The 19,322-nt window shown below is 31.7% G+C and carries 10 protein-coding genes; 7 read left to right on the plus strand and 3 right to left on the minus strand.

Translation table 11 applies throughout. The annotated features are described in order from the left end of the window. Positions 1 to 20 precede the first annotated feature (20 nt). A complete protein-coding gene (locus tag AAGV28_RS12970) occupies positions 21 to 3,746 on the plus strand; it encodes a metallophosphoesterase (protein ID WP_373407174.1) in 3,726 nt (1,241 codons plus the stop codon). On the opposite strand, the gene AAGV28_RS12975 is transcribed toward AAGV28_RS12970, so the two are convergent. Continuing rightward, positions 3,743 to 4,615, minus strand: coding sequence for a hypothetical protein (locus AAGV28_RS12975; protein WP_373407175.1), 873 nt, complete (start codon positions 4,613 to 4,615; stop codon positions 3,743 to 3,745). The two genes, AAGV28_RS12970 and AAGV28_RS12975, sit on opposite strands and share 4 nt — an antisense overlap. 9 nt (positions 4,616 to 4,624) lie before the next feature. Continuing rightward, positions 4,625 to 5,689 (minus strand): hypothetical protein, encoded by a 1,065-nt coding sequence (locus AAGV28_RS12980; protein WP_373407176.1) that lies wholly within the window; start codon positions 5,687 to 5,689, stop codon positions 4,625 to 4,627. Positions 5,690 to 6,036: 347 nt separating this feature from the next. Here AAGV28_RS12980 and AAGV28_RS12985 point away from each other — a divergent pair, with 347 nt between their 5' ends. Genes AAGV28_RS12985 through AAGV28_RS13000 form a run of 4 tightly spaced genes read left to right on the plus strand, consistent with a single transcriptional unit; the run spans position 6,037 to position 14,593 of the window. Beyond that, positions 6,037 to 7,842 carry a PAS domain-containing sensor histidine kinase gene (locus AAGV28_RS12985; protein WP_373407177.1) on the plus strand — a complete coding sequence of 602 codons (1,806 nt, stop codon included), beginning with the start codon at positions 6,037 to 6,039 and terminating at the stop codon, positions 7,840 to 7,842. Continuing rightward, positions 7,832 to 8,236, plus strand: a complete 405-nt coding sequence (locus AAGV28_RS12990; protein ID WP_373407178.1) for a response regulator — start codon at positions 7,832 to 7,834, stop codon at positions 8,234 to 8,236. Before AAGV28_RS12985 ends, AAGV28_RS12990 begins: the two co-directional genes overlap by 11 nt. Before the next feature lie 57 nt (positions 8,237 to 8,293). Beyond that, positions 8,294 to 10,141, plus strand: a complete 1,848-nt coding sequence (locus AAGV28_RS12995) for a choice-of-anchor L domain-containing protein (RefSeq protein WP_373407179.1) — start codon at positions 8,294 to 8,296, stop codon at positions 10,139 to 10,141. Positions 10,142 to 10,171: 30 nt separating this feature from the next. After that, positions 10,172 to 14,593, plus strand: a complete 4,422-nt coding sequence (locus AAGV28_RS13000) for a T9SS type B sorting domain-containing protein (protein WP_373407180.1) — start codon at positions 10,172 to 10,174, stop codon at positions 14,591 to 14,593. Positions 14,594 to 14,705: 112 nt separating this feature from the next. Here the strand turns inward: AAGV28_RS13000 and typA are convergent, their stop codons facing one another. Further along, on the minus strand, positions 14,706 to 16,502 hold the full coding sequence (typA, locus tag AAGV28_RS13005; RefSeq protein ID WP_373407181.1) for a translational GTPase TypA: 1,797 nt from the start codon (positions 16,500 to 16,502) through the stop codon (positions 14,706 to 14,708). 166 nt (positions 16,503 to 16,668) lie between these two features. On the opposite strand from typA, the gene AAGV28_RS13010 reads away from it, so the two are divergent. Continuing rightward, positions 16,669 to 18,381 (plus strand): PAS domain-containing protein, encoded by a 1,713-nt coding sequence (locus AAGV28_RS13010; protein ID WP_373407182.1) that lies wholly within the window; start codon positions 16,669 to 16,671, stop codon positions 18,379 to 18,381. Between the two features lies 1 nt (position 18,382). Next, complete coding sequence (locus AAGV28_RS13015) at positions 18,383 to 18,781, plus strand: response regulator (protein WP_373407183.1); 399 nt, start codon at positions 18,383 to 18,385, stop codon at positions 18,779 to 18,781. Positions 18,782 to 19,322: the final 541 nt, after the last annotated feature.

Consider the following 19,322-nt stretch of genomic DNA (forward strand, 5'->3'; position numbering starts at 1 on the left):
AATTTTTATACTACTAAATTATGAAATTGTTTCCGGTTATGCGATTCATCAAAATTAAAATATTTGTTTGTTCCCTTATTGCATTTTTAATCATTACTTCTTGCGCAACTTACCATTCCCAATTGGGAAGAGAGTCAAAAAAAATCACACTAATAAACGACAAGGATACAACAAAAATTGCTCATCGTTTTTTTTTAATTGGCGATGCTGGAAATGCTGATAAAGAAAATGCTAAAAAAATCCTGAATTCGTTACAAGAACAACTAAAACAATCTGATAAAAACGCTACGTTATTATTCCTTGGAGACAATATTTATCCAAAAGGAGTGCCGGATAAAACAGATACCAAAAATTACAATATTGCTTTAGAAAAAATTACAACCCAATTAGCTATTTCTAAAAATTTTAAAGGAAAAACTATTTTTATTCCTGGAAATCATGATTGGTATTCGGGGATTAATGGTTTAAAACAGCAAGAAAAAATAGTCAACACTTATCTTAACGAAAAAAAAGCATTTCTTCCTGCTAACAGCTGCCCTATTGACGACAAGAAGATAAACGACCAAGTGTGTTTAATTACCATTGATAGTCAGTGGTTTATAGAAGATTGGAACAAAACACCAACTATGAATGATGATTGTTCTATTAAAACACGTGAAGCTTTTTTTGAAGAATTAGAAAGCATTTTGAATAAAAATCAGGACAAAACTATAATTCTAGCACTTCATCATCCGCTTATGAGTAACGGGACACACGGAGGACAATTTTCGTTAGAAAAACAATTATTCCCATTAGAGCAAAAAATTCCGTTACCAGTGCTGGGTTCTTTCATCAATTTCTTAAGAAAAACATCTGGAATTAGTCCACAAGACATTCAGAATAAGCAATACCAATTGCTTATAAAACGAATTAAAACACTGTTGCAACAGCAAGATAATGTAATTGTAGTTTCGGGACACGACCACAATTTGCAATACATCGAAAATGAAAAAATCAAACAAATCATTAGCGGTGCGGGATCAAAATCAGAAGCAGCAAGAGCAACATATCCCAATGATTTTTCTTATGGAAAAAATGGTTTTGCTACCTTAACCACTTACACAAATGGAAAATCGGTTGTTGAATTCTACGGAATTGAAAACAATCAAATTACAGTATTGTTTCAAAAAACACTTTTAGAACCTAAAAAGGTAGATGCCAATAATTATGCTGATTCTTTTCCTTCTACTACAAAAGCAACCATTTACACGCCCGAAATGACGTCAAAAAGTGGATTTCATAATTTCCTTTTTGGTAAACATTATCGAAAATATTACAGTACTTCTATCGAAGTACCAAGTGTTACATTAGATAAACTTCATGGCGGTGTTACACCACTAAGAGCTGGCGGTGGACATCAATCTAAATCCCTACGTCTGGATGATACTCAAGGCAAAGAATATGTGATGCGTGCTTTAAAGAAAAGCGTGAGCCGATTTTTACAAAGTGTGGCTTTCAAAGATCAATATGTTGAAAACGAATTTCAAAATACGTATGCTGAAAATTTTCTATATGATTTCTATACTACATCTCATCCTTATGCTCCTTTAGCAGTGGGGAATTTAGCTGATCAAATTGGCGTTTTTCATAGCAATCCAAAACTTTTTTATATTCCAAAACAAAAAGCTTTGGGCGAATTCAATGTGAATTTTGGAGATGAATTATATCTAGTTGAAGAAAGACCGTCTGATAGTCAAAAAGAATTGGCCAGTTTTGGTAAATCTGAAGCCATTATTGGAACCGATGATTTGCTCGCCAACTTACAAAAAGACGAAAAATATGCTGTTGACGAAAACGAATACATTAAAGCCAGATTATTTGACATGCTTATTGGCGATTGGGACAGGCATTATGACCAATGGCGCTGGGCTGAATACAAAATAGGCGATAAAGTAATCTACAAACCAATTCCTCGTGATCGCGATCAGGCATTTTCAAAATATGATGGAACATTATTATCATTATTGATGAATATTCCGGCGCTTCGCCACATGCAAAGCTTCAAAAATGATATTAAAAATGTAAAATGGTTCAATCGTGAGCCGTATCCTTTGGACTTGGCTTTTCTAAAAAAATCTGGAGAAAAGGAATGGATTGCACAAGCTAAATATATTGAAGAAAACTTAAGCAACGAAGGTATTGATGCTGCTTTTAATAATTTGCCTACCGAAGTTCTAGATGAAACGATAACTTCGATAAAACAAAAATTAAAACACCGTAAAAAACAATTGACAACTTATGCCAGTCAATACAGCCGAGTTTTAGAAAAAATAGCCATTATGGTTGGTACCAATAAAAGAGACTTATTCCGCATAAAACCTATCTCTAAAAACAAAGTGGAAATTACTGTTTCTCGAATTAAAAAAGAAGGAGAAGAACTGGTTTACAGCAAAACATTCGACAAGCATTCCACAAAAAATATTTGGATTTACGGCTTAGACGATGATGATATTTTTGATTTGCAAGGCGCTCAAAAATCAGCAATAAAAATAAAATTGATCGGAGGTCAAAATCACGACAATTATACTATTCGTAACGGAAAAAACATTAAAATCATCGATTTCAAGTCGAAAAAGAACACTTTTGAAACCGATTCCAGAACAAAAACTTTCTTGACTGATGATTATGAAACGAATTATTACAATTATCAAAAACCAAAATACAATGCTTTTTCAGGCTTACCTTCCATTGGATTTAATCCAGATGACGGCGCGAAATTAGGAATTATTGCAAACTATACAGTTAATCATTTCAAGCAAAATCCATATACTTTAAAGCATATATTAAAAGCGAATTATTATTTTGCTACCGATGGTTTTGAATTAAACTATCATTTGGATGTTCCTAAAATAACAGGAAAATGGAATTTTGATTTTGACATGCAATTTACCAGTCCCAATTTCGCCATCAATTATTTTGGTTATGGAAATAATAGTGTAAATACGGATGAAATAAACGGAATGGACTACAACCGTGTACGTATTAGTATGCTAAAATTTGCACCACAAATAGAAAGAATTGGAAGATTAGGAAGCAAACTTAATTTTCAAGTTAGTTATGAAAATTATGAAGTAGAAAATGATGCTAACCGTTTTATTTCCGTTACATCAATTGTAAATCCTGATATTTTTGAACATCAACAATTTGCTGGAGCTGGAGTAAAATATAGTTTTGAGAATTACGATAATACTTCTCTTCCTACCATGGGAATGGGATTTATGGTTGCTGCCAATTGGAAAATGAATCTCAATAACAGTAAACAAAATTTCCCTACATTAGAATCTAAAATCAATTTTAATCATAAAATAGACCGTCAAGGAAAAATTGTTTTGGCTACATTATTAAAAGCAAAAGCGATTTTAAATAATAATTTCGAATTTTATCAAGGCGCTACTTTAGGTGGTGATTATGATTTGAGAGGTTTTAGAAACCAGCGTTTTCTGGGTAATCAATCTTTTTTTCAAAGTAGTGATGTTCGTTTTGCTATTGGAAAAATCAAAAGCAGTATTATTCCAATGTCCTACGGGATTTTCGGTGGATATGATTATGGAAGAGTTTGGCTAGACGGTGAGACTTCTAACAAATGGCATCAATCTGTAGGTGGCGGTTTATGGCTTAACGGACTTAATATTGTTACGGCGAGATTGACTTATTTTAAAAGCGATGATGATGTTCGAATTGCTTTTGGACTCGGATTTGGCTTTTAATCTATGTTGTTTAAATCCAATAAATAAACCTTTCCTCCTGTTTTTTTTGTCTTTTCGTCAGCAATTAAAAGGGTAGAATTGTCTTTAAAACCAATGGCTTCTTTTTGAGAAAAATGATCTAAACCAACTCTTTTTACTTTTCCTGATAAAAAATTATCAGAACTAAAATTCTCAAAAATCCATACTTGACTGTGACTTAGCAAAATTACTTTTTTTTCATCAGGACTGATGCTTGCACCGGTAATGGCAGCATTTTGATAATCACCTTCGGCTTTAAATTGACCTAATAATTGTGCTTGATGAAGTCCAGCCTGATTAGGAACTTTGTATAAAAAAGTCGTTCCGTCAAAATCCTTACTTCTGTTTTTAGTAAAAAGATAAAAGCTATTTTTATATTCGACAAAAGCCTCAACATCATAAAACAGTTTTGTTTTCTTAGGCGGAAATTCGGTTTGTTCAGGATAAGAAAAACTAATTTTATACGACGGAACTGCCGATGAAATGTTCAAAGCCTCTTTGTCAATTTTATAAATAGCCAAATCTTTTCTGGTATTGTCATTATTTCCAAAATCGCCAATGTAGAGATTTTCTTGGCTATCCTTAGTAATATCTTCCCAATCTATATTTTCGGTTTGAACAATGGTTATGGTTTTTTCAAGCCTTCCTTCGTTGTTTAATCCATAAATTTTATTCGCATTGCCACTATCTTCCAGAACCCAAGCTAACTGAGTGCTGTTGCTATAAACAATTCCAGATACTTCTTTTAGTTGTTTTGGTAAAGCATACAATTCGGTTACAATAGAAGAATCTCCTTGACAAAAACTCAACAAAGAAGATAATAAAACGATAGGAAAAATCTTTTTTAGCATAAAATAATTTTAAGAACCAGGTTTAAACAAGTCAGGGTGTTTGAAATTTCGGGTAACAAATTTAAAAGCTGCACTTAATACATAACCCATAGAAGTTGCATTTTTAAAATTCAAATCATTAGTATAACGGTACAACTCTGACTTTAATTGTTTTAGATGTGCTTCGGGAGCAATAGCATCATTAGACATAATGCGAAGTATTTTTTGGATTCGGGTTTCGGCCGAAAGAATTCTTTTGGCTAATGCAGCACGTTCTTCATTTTTGTATTGTTCAATCGAACTGTCTTGCAATTTTTCTTTTATTAATTTCATCATCGGAAAATTTTCTTTAAAAAACTGTGGACGATAAATCTTGAAATTCCCTTCGTAACATTGCTGATCAAAATCGATTGCCCGGATTTTGTAAACTACCTGGTCAAAATCATGAATAGGTACAATCACGTAATTATAGGCTCGCATATCGCCTAAAAGCCTAATCATACAACGTTCGTTGAATTTCACGAACTCTTTGGCTATTTGAGATTTTTCCATTTCTGAACAATTTTCGAGTAAATTTTCCATAAAAACATCGCCTGGAATCCCAATAATGTGTTCTTCTATCAAAGTATCTTGATAAACTAAAAAATTAATTTTATCCGGCGATAAAATGTGTTCTAATTCCAATCCGTAAATACGGGAAGCATCAGCTTTTTTTACGTAAAAATGAACGTAATTATCGTTCAACACATTTCGCATTTTTATTCGAAAAGGTTTCGAATTACCAAAAGTACAGTAGTCAATTGCATCGACATTCAAAAACTTGATGATTTCTGAATTTCCATCTGAATGCAATAAAGAGTAGACTTTTTTTAAATTCAAATCAATTTCTGCTCTTTCATATTCATTATAAAAAACGCGTACCCATAAAGTATCTTTGTCAAATTTATCATAAACGTTTATGGAACCTGAAAATCGGAGCAAATCATGATAGGAAATGGCTACTTTAGAAATTCTATCAAAACGTTCTAAATAATCAAAAAGAATTGGATTTATAGGATAGCTTGGTTTTTTAAACAATGGAGAAATAGCGCTCATTAATGAATTTGTTTATGCAAATTTACACTAATTATTTTGAAAGCTAATTTTTGAAATCAAAGCCTTTTAAACTATTAACACAATAATACTTCTATAAATTAAAATTCACTTAATAACTGATTACCAATAGCTAAGAACAACTGATTTTCATAGCTCTAAAATACTTTAAAAAAAAAGATGTTGTTCATCGATTTTATTTGTATCCTGCTACATAGTTAAGTATTTTTAATTTTTAGGAGACTTTATCTAAGTATAAATACTAGTAAAAAAATAAATTTTCTTTATTTTCTAACGAAAACCTAACCCGAAAAATCTAAAATCAATGTAATGCTTTATTATAATTATTTATGAAAACGAATCAGGAATTTTGTATTAAAGAAACTTTTGAAATTGGAATTTGGGATGTCAATCTAAAAACAAATACTATATTTTGGGATAGTAAAACCAAAGAAATATTTGAGGTATCAGACTCTTTTATTCCTGATTTTAAAAACACCTCCGCTTTTATAAACAGGAAAAATCTAATTCAATTAAAAACACTTATTCAAAAAGCTGCAAAAAACAGAATACCTATCCATGGTAAATTTCAAATAACTACAGCTAAAAAAGCAATTAAATTTATAGAATGTATTTGCCAAGTTGATTTAATTGATAATAAACATAATCGAATTTATGGTACTATAAGTGATATTAGTATAGAGGAAGAACGGATTATAGATATGCAATTGGCAGCCGAGAAATTCTCTTCCGTTTTTTCAAGTGCGAATGATGCCATTATCATTATTGATACTAAAACTGGATATATTACGGATTGTAATAATCGTACTTATGAACTTACTGGGTTTAATGACACGGAGTTAATAGGTTCACACAATTCCATTTTATTTCCCGAAGACAAAAGAAAAGAAATCCAGTATTACTTAAAAAACAAAATAAAACTGAATGCCTATTTTGTCAAGGAAACGGCTATTAAAACCAAGGATGAAACCGTAGTTCCTGTTCAAGTTGCCACCGGAAAAAAATTCATCATTGATAAGAAAAGCTATCTGGTTTGCTTTTTCAGGAATATAACGAAGAAAAAACAAATTGAAGAAAACTTAGCATTATTATCACAAGTGGCCTCTGAAACTACCGATAGCATCATCATAACTAATTGCCAAGGAGAAACTATCTGGGCAAATCAAGCTTATATAAAACTCACAGGTTCCACACTAGAAGAAATTATTGGTAACAAACCTAATTATCTTTCTTTTGAACCTGAAGCCAATTGTGAAACCTTAAAAAAAATCACTCAGGCTATAAAAGATAAAGCAGAAATTAAAGTTGTTTTTCAACATTACAACAAACAAAAAGAAAAACATTGGCTCGAATTAAGTATTACTCCAGTATTTGACAACGAAGGAAATTGTACTAAATTTATTGGTATCGAAAGAGATGTTACGTTGACAATAGAGAAAGAAATTGAACTTAAACACATATTAGAAGTTACTAGCCAGCAAAATGATAAGCTTTTAAATTTTGCTCATATTGTATCTCATAACATTCGTTCACATACCAGTAATTTATTAATGGTTTTAGATGTAATTGAAAACACCAATAACACCGCTGAAAAATTAGCTTTCATTGAAATGTTTAAAGAAGGAACGGAAAAATTATCCGAAACTATAGAAAATCTCAATGAAGTAATTACCATCCAAAAAAGTATCAATATCAAAAAGACTACTATTAATCTAAAGTCTCAAATAGAAAAATTCACTTCCCCTTTTAAGAATAAAATTGAAATAACTGAAAGTATTCCCGCTGATTTAGTTCTAAATGTAATTCCTGCATACTTAGAAAATATTCTACAAAATCTTTTGACCAATGTGGTGAAATACCAATCACTAGAACGAAATCCAAGATTAGAAATAAGTCATGAAATTCAAGAAAATTTTCACATCATATCATTTAAAGACAATGGATTAGGAATCAACATCGAAAAAAACAAACATAAATTATTTGGTATGTACAAAACATTCCATGGTAATGAAGATGCAAAAGGAATTGGTTTATTTATTGTGAAAAATCAAATTGAAGCCATGAAAGGAAAAATTGAGGTAGAAAGTAAAGAAGGATTAGGGAGTACTTTTAAACTGTTTTTTAATGAAAAATAAAATTACTTACGTTATCGATGATGATAAATTGTCTATAAAATTAATGAGTATGCTTATCTCAAAAAATAATTTTTGCGAAGAAATTATCTCATTTTACAACCCTCAAAATGCTTTGGATGAGCTTAAAAACAATGCTGCTAATTCATCAAAACTTCCCGATGTTATTTTATTAGATTTGAATATGCCAGTACTTGACGGTTGGCAGTTTTTAGATGAATTTATCTTAATTGAATTTGCAAAAAAAATTGTCGTTTTTATTGTCTCTTCTTCTATTGATCCCTCTGATTTAGAAATGGCAAAAAACTATCCAATAATAAAAGATTACATCATAAAACCGCTTAGTTCAGAAAAGCTAAAAGAGGCTTCTTTATTGATTGAAGTTGAGTTGAGGTAAACTAAACAAAAAATCAAGCCATTATAAAACAGAGAAATATAGTAACTTTGTAAGATTATGAAAATCTTAAGAACTATTTTGTGCTGTTTTGTACTTTATCTAATTAGTTGGCCATTGCAGGCACAAAGCATTAGTGTAAACGACACTAAAAACGCTATAGAACTAGTTAACTTACTTAGTAACAACAGTCCTTGTGTAACTATATCTAATGAGACCGTTTCTGGAGATAATTTTAGTCCAGGAAAAAATAGTTACGGATCTTTTACAAATACTTCCCCTAACTTTCCGTTTCAATCAGGTGTTGTTTTAAGTACTTGGAGTAGTACTCAATCTACAGGTCCATTTGTCAGAAACCGAGGTGATAACAGCAATTTATGGTTAGGAGATGCCGATTTAAACCAAGCTTTAAACATTAACTCTATAAATGCCACAGTCCTTGAATTTGATTTTACTCCACTAACTAATACTGTTAGTTTTAATTATTTTTTTGCTTCGAATGAATACCAAGATAATTTTCCTTGTGACTACTCCGATGGTTTTGCTTTTTTAATCAAAGAAAAAGGAAGTACAACTGCTTATCAAAATTTAGCAGTAATCCCCAATACTACAACAGCTGTTTCATCAACAAATATTCATCCAGCTATTAATTTTAACGATGATGGAGTTCTTAAAAGCTGTGCAGCAAGTAATGAATCCTATTTTGGACAATTCAACAATAGTCCTACTAATACAAGCCCTATTAATTATGCGGGACAAACTAAAGTTTTGAATGCAACAGCTAATGTTATAGCTGGAAATACGTACCACATCAAATTAGTAATTGGAGATGATGGAAATACTTATTATGATTCGGCTATTTTTATTGAAGCTGCCAGTTTTAATTCGGTTATAGATTTAGGAACCGATAGATTATTAGCCACTAATAATGCAATTTGTTTTGGTCAAGACTACACATTAGACACCAAATTATCAACAAATAACACCTACAAATGGTACAAAGACGGGGTTTTATTAGCCTTAGAAACCAGTCCTTCTTACAGCGTAAAAAGTCCTGGAAACTATAAAGTTGAAGTCACACTAAATACTTCTGCTTGTATGCTTAGCAATGATATAAAAATTGAATACACCCCTGAAATTGTTTTAAAAAACAGCCGCTTAATTCAATGTGATATTGACGAAGATGGAAAATCCTTTTTTGATTTAACTCAAGCTGATTCTGAAATAAAAAACAACAATGCTGGTTTGAGCGATGTTACTTATTACGAAAATTTAACTGATGCAATAACGGATAACAATCCTATACTAAATAGCAGTAATTATATTAACTCATCAAATCCTCAAACTTTATTTGCTAAAGTTACAAATTCGTACAACTGCTTTAATTATGCCGAATTAACTTTGGAACTTTCAAATGACATTATTCCAAGTCGGGCAGCAATTATAACAGGAGTTAAAACCACTGATTTTGCTGGAAATAAAAACACTGTAACTATTGAATATACTGGATCTAGTGATTACGAATTTTCCATTGATGGAGTATATTATCAAGATAGCTCTGAATTTTTAAATATTTCAGCTGGAAATTATACAGCTTATGCTAACGATAAAAACGGTTGTGGTGTCTCCAATCCTTTTTCTTTTACTATCTTAGATTATCCAAGATATTTTACGCCAAATGGAGATGGGTTTAATGACACTTGGACTATTAAAAATTTAAATTTGTTGCCCCAAGCTACGATACATATTTTTGATCGTTACGGTAAATTCTTAAAACAATTCAACACCTCAAATTTGAATTGGAACGGAACTCTGAACGGTCATTTACTACCTGCTGATGATTATTGGTTCAATCTAATTTTTGAAGATGGCAAGCACATCAAAGGTCATTTTTCATTAAAAAGATAGATAATAATTTAAAATTAATACATTTATCAAATGAGAAAATTACTTTTAGTAAGCATTATACTAATTGCTGCAAACTGTTGGGCACAGTTTAGTAAAACTCATTATATCCCGCCATTAACCAGCCAATCAGAAAATATAACTGCTGAGGATCATTACTTGTATATTTCTACACCCAGTACTAAAAATGTTGCTTTAAAAATCATGCCAATTGGTGGCCAAATTATTAATGCTACAGTAAACAATAATACCCCTTATACCTATTTTATCGGAAGAGGAAGTGACACCCAATTATTGACTCCAAAAACAGTTCTTGGTAAATTATCTGACAAAGGATACATTATCGAAGCTGATGATTTAATATATGTGAGTGTAAGACTCAACGCTTCACCCAATCAAAACAATAGCTACAATCATGCAGGTGGCATTGTTTCTAAAGGAAATAGTGCTCTTGGAACTACATTTAGACTTGGAGCTATGCTCAATCCTTTATACGACCAAACATTACTCAATTTCGCCTCTATACTTGCAACCGAAAACAATACAACAATTACTATCGAACTTCCAGTTGGAACAATATTAGCCGATAATTCTGTTATAAATAGCCCCATTGTAATTAATTTAAACAAAAATGAAAGTTATGTAATTGCTTTAGAAAACGTTCAAAATACACCTTTTAATAGTGCTAAAATTATAGGTGCATTAGTACAATCAGACAAAGCTATAGTAGTTAATTCTGGATCTTTTGGCGGAAGCAATAGTACTGCGCTCTCAGGAAATGAAAATGAATTAAGACCTGAGGGAAGAGATCTTGGCTTTGACCAAATTGTCCCTTTTGAAAAAACAGGAAAAGAATACATTTTTGTAAAAGGCGAAGGTCCAGATGAAATAGAGCGTGTAGTATTAGTTGCTCATCAGCCTCAAACAGCAATTTATTTAAACGGAAATACAATACCTAGTTACATCCTTCAACCTGGAGAATATGCCGCCATAGATGGTTTTCAATTCATCAATAATAATTTGTACATTCAAACAACCGAAAAGGTATTTGCATACCAATGTATTGGTGGGTTAGCACAAAACCCTCCTCCCTACAACAGGGAAAACCCAAGAAATAATCCTATTGCCAATCAAAATATGTTTTTTGTTCCCCCTATAAATTGTGCAACTCCTAACATTGTTGATAATATTCCCCAAATACAGTTTATAGGAAATACAATTTATTCAGGAAAATTAAATATTGTAACCGAAAAAGGAGCTTTGGTACTGGTAAACAATAGTCCAATTAATTCTACCCCTATAGAAATTACTGGAAATACTAATTATGAACGCTACACAATAAATGATCTTTCTGGAAATATTAGTGTAAAATCTACAAAACAGGTGTATGTTTCTTATTTTGGTACAAATGCTGCAGCAACCTATGGAGGTTATTACTCAGGATTTGATTCCAAACCCGAAATAACTTCTGCTAAAATTAATGTAGGAACGCCGGCTTGTATTCCAAATTTAGTTTTACAAGTAAGTACCATTTTGAACTACGATACTTTTGAATGGTATTTTAACGGTAACCCCATTGTTGATCCCAATTCAAATTTAAATTCATACTCTCCTACTCAACCTGGATTTTATCAGGTAAAAGGAAGTATCTCTGGCTGTGGTACAACAATATTCTCAGATATTATTCCTGTAAGCAATTGCCCAACTGATATTGACAACGATACCGTAAATGATAATATTGACCTTGACAACGATAATGACGGAATTACAAATTGTACCGAATCTTATGGCGATCAAAACATTAATATTTCCAATATAAATTCAGGAAATATAATTATTGGAAATTACTCTAATTCATTCACAGGAAGTGTAACAACTTCAACAATTTCGAATCCAACTCCTTTTACAGGAAACTCCGATGGTAGTTTTATATCTGATATTCCTGCTGGGAAAGGAAATTTCGCAAAATACAATTTGACTTTTACTCAACCAATAAGTGTTGGCATAGAATATGTTCCTACTGCAAGTCCAACCGATTTATTAAATGCAAATGCCGAATATAGTGTTACTACTGATGTGGATAAAACCATTACGGTTCTCAACCCAAACAATCAATTGTTGATTGATACAAATTATGATGGAATTTATGAAAGTGGCGTCACTGAATATTCATCTTTCGAAATCCGATTTCAATTAAACGGAATTACACCATTGCCAGCTGGGACAGGACGTTTTAAATTTTTAACTCATTTAGTCAATTCCATCAGTTTTACACACAAAAACACCTCAGAAACCGAGGCTAATAAAACTACACTTCAATTTTTTGCCATTTGTGTACCAAAAGACTCTGATGGTGACGGAATTCCAGACCAATTAGATCTCGATAGCGACAATGATGGCATTCCTGATGCAATAGAAAGCCAAGACAATAATTTTGCATTAAGTTCAACTGCCGATAGTAATCGCAATGGTATATTTGATATTTTCGAATCAAGACTTGCTCCAATAGATACAGATAGTGATGGTGTTCCTGATTATCTCGATTTAGACAGTGATAATGACGGAATTTATGATGCTGTAGAAACGGGAAGCAACAACACCGATACTGATAATGACGGAATCAAAAACTACAGAGACTTTGATAGCGATAACGATTTATGTTATGATGTTATTGAAGCTGGTTTTTTAGATTCAAATGGAGATGGAATGCTTGGAGCAATAGCACCACCTGCAGTAGATACAAATGGATTAGTGACCAGTGGAACTGCTTACACAACTCCAAATTCTAATTATATTACAGCCGTACCAATCTTAATTACAACTCAACCTCTTGCCCCTCCCACTTGCGACCTACAAAACACCTCTATTTCAATTGTAGCAAATGGAGACAGTTATCAATGGCAACTTTCTACTAACGGTACAACTTGGAGCAATCTCACCAATAATAGTATTTATACTGGAACTTCTTCCAATACTTTAAATATCAACTCGGTTAACCAAATGATGAATGGATACCAATACCGCGTATTTATTAATCGAATTGGAAATTCCTGTGGTTTAATTTCGAATGAAACTACTTTGTCTATTTTAAATTTACCAGTTGTCAACGCTACCACTATCAAGCAATGTGATGATGATTTAGATGCCAGAACCACTTTCAATTTAACGGTAAAAAACAATGAAATTTCAAATAATTATGCAATTGAAACATTTAGTTATTTCACCACTTTAGCAGCTGCAAATGCGAATGATTCAGCTCAAAAAATCACAAATCCATTAGCTTATGTAGCTAATAATGGAACAACTATTTGGACACGAGTAGAAAATGCAAATGCTTGTTTTACGGTAGCACAAATTAATTTAGTAGTTTCAACAACCCAAATTCCTGCCAATTTTAATATTTTATTCGAAAATTGTGATGATTACATTGATGTTGTAAATGATGATTATGATGGTATTTCAGCATTTGATTTCAGTAGTGCTCAAAATACTATTTTAGCACTTCTCCCCCAGCCTACCAATAATTACTCCGTAAAATACTATGAAACACAAGCGGATGCTTTATCAGAAACAAATGAAATAATTAATACAACTTCCTATCGTAATACTCTTTCTCCTAATGAACAAAAAATATGGGTTAGAGTTGACAATGATTCAGACAATAGTTGTTTCGGCATTGGTGAACACATCACACTAAGAGTAAATCCAAAACCTAATATCGACATTAATTCGAATCATCTTGCTGATGTCTATGTTTGCGAAAACCTACCTGATTTTTATGTTACTCTAGAAGCAGGAATACTCGATGGCAGTCCAACAACTGATTATACATATATTTGGTCTAAAGACAATCAAGTTATAATTGATCAAACAAATGCCACTTTAGAAGTAAATATAGCAGGTATATATAATGTAATAGTAACTTCTCAGTATGGCTGTAGCCGAACAAGAACAATTACAGTTAACACTTCAGATATTTCTAAAATTACTACAATCGAAGTAAATGAATTAAGTAATAACAATACTATTCTAGTTGTCGTCGAGGGTATAGGAAATTATGAATACAGTTTAGATGATCCTAATGGCTCTTATCAAGATGCTAATTTACTGGAAAATGTTCCCGCAGGCATCCATGAAATATACGTAAGAGATAAAAATGGTTGTGGTGTTGCCAATGAGTCTATTGCTATTTTAGGAGCTCCAAAATATTTCACACCTAATAATGATGGTTTTAATGACTATTGGAACATTAAAGGAATCAATACTGATTTTAATTCAAAAACGGTTATCCGTATTTTTGATCGCTATGGGAAATTCTTAAAAGACATCAATCCTCAAGGTCAGGGTTGGGATGGAACTTTTAATGGACATTTACTCCCGTCAGATGATTATTGGTACACTGCCAAGCTGGAAAATGGCAAGGAAATTAAAGGCCACTTTAGTTTGAAAAGATAATTTAAAAATTTCAAACTCGAAAATCCAAATTCCAAATCTATTAAATTTAGAACAAAAAAAGTCCCAAATTCCTATTGGAATTTGGGACTTAAAATATTGGAATTTAATAAAATTAGATTTTAAATCTTTTTCTATCTGTTTCAGTCAAATATATTTTTCTCAAACGAATCGATTTTGGTGTAACCTCTACATATTCATCTTTTTGAATGTATTCTAAAGCTTCTTCTAATGAGAAAATAATTGGAGGAATGATTCTTGCTTTTTCATCATTTCCAGATGAACGAACGTTAGATTGTTTTTTCTCTTTCGTTACGTTTACACACATATCATCGCCACGAGAGTTTTCACCAATAACCTGACCTTCGTAAATTTCAGCATTTGGTTCAACGAAAAACTTACCACGATCTTGTAATTTATCGATAGAGTAAGGAATAGCTTTTCCTTTTTCCATAGAAATCAAAGAACCTTTGTTACGTCCAGCAATTTCTCCTTTGTAAGGCTCATATCCTATAAAACGGTGTGCCATAATAGCCTCACCAGCAGTTGCAGTTAACAATTGATTACGTAAACCAATGATTCCACGAGATGGAATATTGAATTTAACAATCATACGCTCCCCTTTTGTTTCCATACTTAGCATTTCGCCTTTACGCATAGTTACAAATTCAACCGCTCTACCTGAAAGTGACTCAGGTAAATCAATAGTTAATTCCTCAATTGGCTCACATTTTTTACCATCAATTTCTTTGATAATAACCTGTGGTTGACCAATTTGTAATTCGTACCCTTCTCTTCTCATGGTTTCAATAAGAACAGATAAGTGAAGTACTCCACGGCCAAAAACCATGAATTTATCAGCAGAATCAGTTTCACCTAACTTCATAGCTAAGTTTTTCTCTAATTCTTTTGTCAAACGCTCTCTAATGTGTCTAGAAGTTACAAATTTACCCTCTTTACCAAAGAAAGGAGAGTCATTAATTGTAAACAACATACTCATTGTAGGCTCATCGATATCAATCGTTTTTAAACCTTCTGGGTTTTCAAAATCAGCAATAGTATCACCAATTTCAAAACCTTCAACACCAATGATAGCGCAAATATCTCCAGCGATAACTTGTTCTACTTTTTTACGTCCAAGACCTTCAAAAGTATGTAGTTCTTTGATACGTGATTTAGAAACAGTACCATCTCTTTTTACTAATGAGATTGGCATTCCTTCTTTTAAAACACCTCTTTCCAAACGACCAATAGCGATACGACCTGTAAAAGCTGAGAAATCTAGAGATGTAATCAACATTTGTGGTGTTCCCTCAGATACTTTAGGAGCCGGTACATTATCAATTACCATGTCTAATAAAGCTTCAACATTATCCGTTACATTTTCCCAGTGGTCAGACATCCAGTTGTTTTTAGCTGAACCGTACACTGTTGGGAAATCCAACTGCCATTCTTGAGCACCTAATTCGAACATTAAGTCAAAAACTTTTTCATGAACTTCTTCAGGAGTACAGTTTTCTTTATCAACTTTATTGATAACTACACAAGGCTTAAGACCTAAGTCAATCGCTTTTTGTAATACAAAACGAGTTTGTGGCATCGGACCTTCAAAAGCATCCACTAACAAACATACACCATCGGCCATGTTCAATACACGTTCTACTTCTCCTCCAAAATCGGCGTGACCAGGAGTATCGATAATATTGATTTTTGTTCCTTTATATTGAACAGATACGTTCTTTGAAGTAATAGTAATACCTCTTTCACGTTCTAAATCGTTGTTATCAAGAATTAAATCACCTGTATTTTCGTTGTCACGAAATAATTGACAGTGATACATAATTTTATCAACCAAAGTGGTTTTACCGTGATCGACGTGGGCAATAATTGCAATGTTTCTAATAGATTCCATCTGAGATTTTTAATGGGTGCAAAGGTACACTTTATTTTGATATAAAAAATATTTCTCAAATACTTTACAATTAATAAACGTTTAACACATATACTAATCATAATATAATAAAAAATAAGTTTCTATAGATATTTTGCTATTAAAAATTATTAATTATATTTGATTGATGAAAAGTAAAACCGATCAAATAACAATAACATATCTTCTTATTGCCGTTGTTTTGGCGACTTTTCTTTACAAAATTACCTCCCTGTACCTAAAACCCGAAAACTACCTCCTTTTCAATTTTTTAAAAGATATTATTTTTATTACTTTAAGTGGATTAGCATTTAGATACATTTTATCTAAAAATGAAAATAAAAATAAAATTATTTTTGAAAGATTAGAAAACACTAATAGCAAAATTAAAGAATCTAATGATAAGTATGACATTGTAGCTAAGGCAACAAGTGATACCATTTGGGACTGGAAAATCCAAGAAGACAAGCTATATTGGAGTAAAGGAATTAAAGCAGTTTTTGGATACGAAGAAGAAAAAGTGGGGCAGAGTTCTAACTGGTGGTTTGACAATATCCATCCTGAGGACAGTATAAAAATGTCAATAAAATTATATTCCTTTATTGAGCAAAAAACTGAAAAATGGCAAGATGAATACCGATTTAAATGCGCAGACAATACGTATAAATATGTACTTGACCGAGGTTTTCTTCTAAAAGATAAAAACGGAAAAGCCGTTAGGATGATTGGGGCCCTTCAGGACATTACTAAACAAAAAGAAGAAGAATTACGTTTAAAACTACTTGAAACTGTAATTTTACAAACAAAAGAAGCTATAGTAATTACAGAAGCTAACTCAAACAATAATCTTTTACCTAAAATTATTTATACAAATCCTGCTTTTACTAATATGACAGGATACAAGTCAGAAGAAATTATAAACAATTCTCTTAGCTTATTAAGAGGTCAGAACACTGAAATCACTGTCATAAAAAGGATTTCTGAGATTATAAAAAACAAAGAAGAAGGTTTACTCGAAATTAAATGTTACAAAAAAGATAAAACGGAATTTTGGTTGCGTTTTACTATGATTCCCATTTACAATTCTGAAAACGAATTATCCAATTGGGTATCTATACAAAGAGACGTAACAGAAGAAAAAAATCAAGAAAAAGAAAAAGAACAACTTATTAAAGAATTAACACGAAACAATAAAGATTTAAAACAATTCTCATACATTACATCACACAATTTAAGAGCACCGATATCAAACTTAACAGGTATACTTAACCTCATTGAAGACATTACAATCGAAGATCCTGAATTAAATGAGATTATCAATGGTTTCAGTAAATCTACACATCTATTAAACGAAACTATAGAAGATTTAACAAAAATCATGATAATAAAAGACAATACTTCTTTTCAAAAAGAAAACATCTCATTAAAAGAAATTTTTGAAAATGTATTCAGTCAACTAAACAATCAAATAGAAACACAAAAACCTATTTTAAAATTAGACATAGAAAATGTAAGTCTCCTTAATACTAACAAAGCTTACATGGAGAGTATTTTATTAAACCTACTCACAAACTCACTAAAATACAAATCCAATGATCGAATATTAAAAATAACAATAATAGCTCAACAAATTGGAAATACAGTAGAACTTAGTTTTGAAGACAACGGCATAGGTATTGACCTGAATAAAAATAAAGATAAAATTTTCGGATTATATCAAAGGTTCCATGATTATCCTGACAGCAAAGGATTAGGTTTATACTTAGTAAAATCACAAGTAGAAGCCATGAATGGCAGTATTGGTATAAAAAGTCAAGTAAACAAAGGAACCACAATTACATTAACATTTAAAAACAAATAACATGTTAGATTTAATTCTATGTGTCGATGATGATCCTATAACACTTATGTTGTGTAAAAAAGTAATCATAAAAGCCTCTTTTTCAAATACCATAATAACAGCTAAAAATGGAGAAGAAGCACTAGAATATTTCAACTCAATTATAAATAAAAAAGAAATAAATAATCTGCCAAATTTGATTTTTTTAGACTTAAATATGCCAGTGATGGATGGATGGGAATTCCTTGAAAATTTTAGTACAAATAAATATTCAGAAGTAAATACTATTAAAATTGTCGTACTATCATCAACAATTGATCCCGAAGATCTCCAAAAGTCAAAAAAATACCCAATGGTTATTGATTTTCTTTCAAAACCAATTACAACCAGTATGTTGAACTACCTAGAATCCAAAATTTAAATTAAACAGTACTAGAAGAAGCCGATGTTGAAAAACTAATCGAGAAAAATTGAAGAAGATGATGACATCATGAATATAAGAAGCAAAAACTATATATTGTTCTATTTTGATACGATATAATATAGTTTAAAAATAGTAACTTGTAATTATTTAACCCAATAAAGCTTCTTTTGATTTTACTACTTTAAAAATTTCTACTTACTTAAATCACCCCATAGAAGAAAAAAAGAAGCATAATCACCAACAAAATACGCGAATAAAAAAGAGTTTAACTTCAATTTAAGCTCTTTTTTTATGGCGTTTCCTTGTTGCGGAACTTTCTAGTAAACATTCCTTTTCTTCAGCAACAAGGCCGGGCTGTACGCTGTATCTTTTGTTCGACTACCTCTACACTAATCCAGATTAATTTTACTCTCACAAAAGGATGCCGCTTCCATCCCTAACGCAAACCCAAACCCATTATAATCAAAAAAGCTTCAATTAGCCATAGCCAATTGAAGCTTTTTAGTACTCAGAGCGGGCTTGAACCCGCACGAACATA

The sequence above is a fragment of the Flavobacterium zubiriense genome, assembly GCF_041729725.1.
GTDB lineage: Bacteria > Bacteroidota > Bacteroidia > Flavobacteriales > Flavobacteriaceae > Flavobacterium > Flavobacterium zubiriense.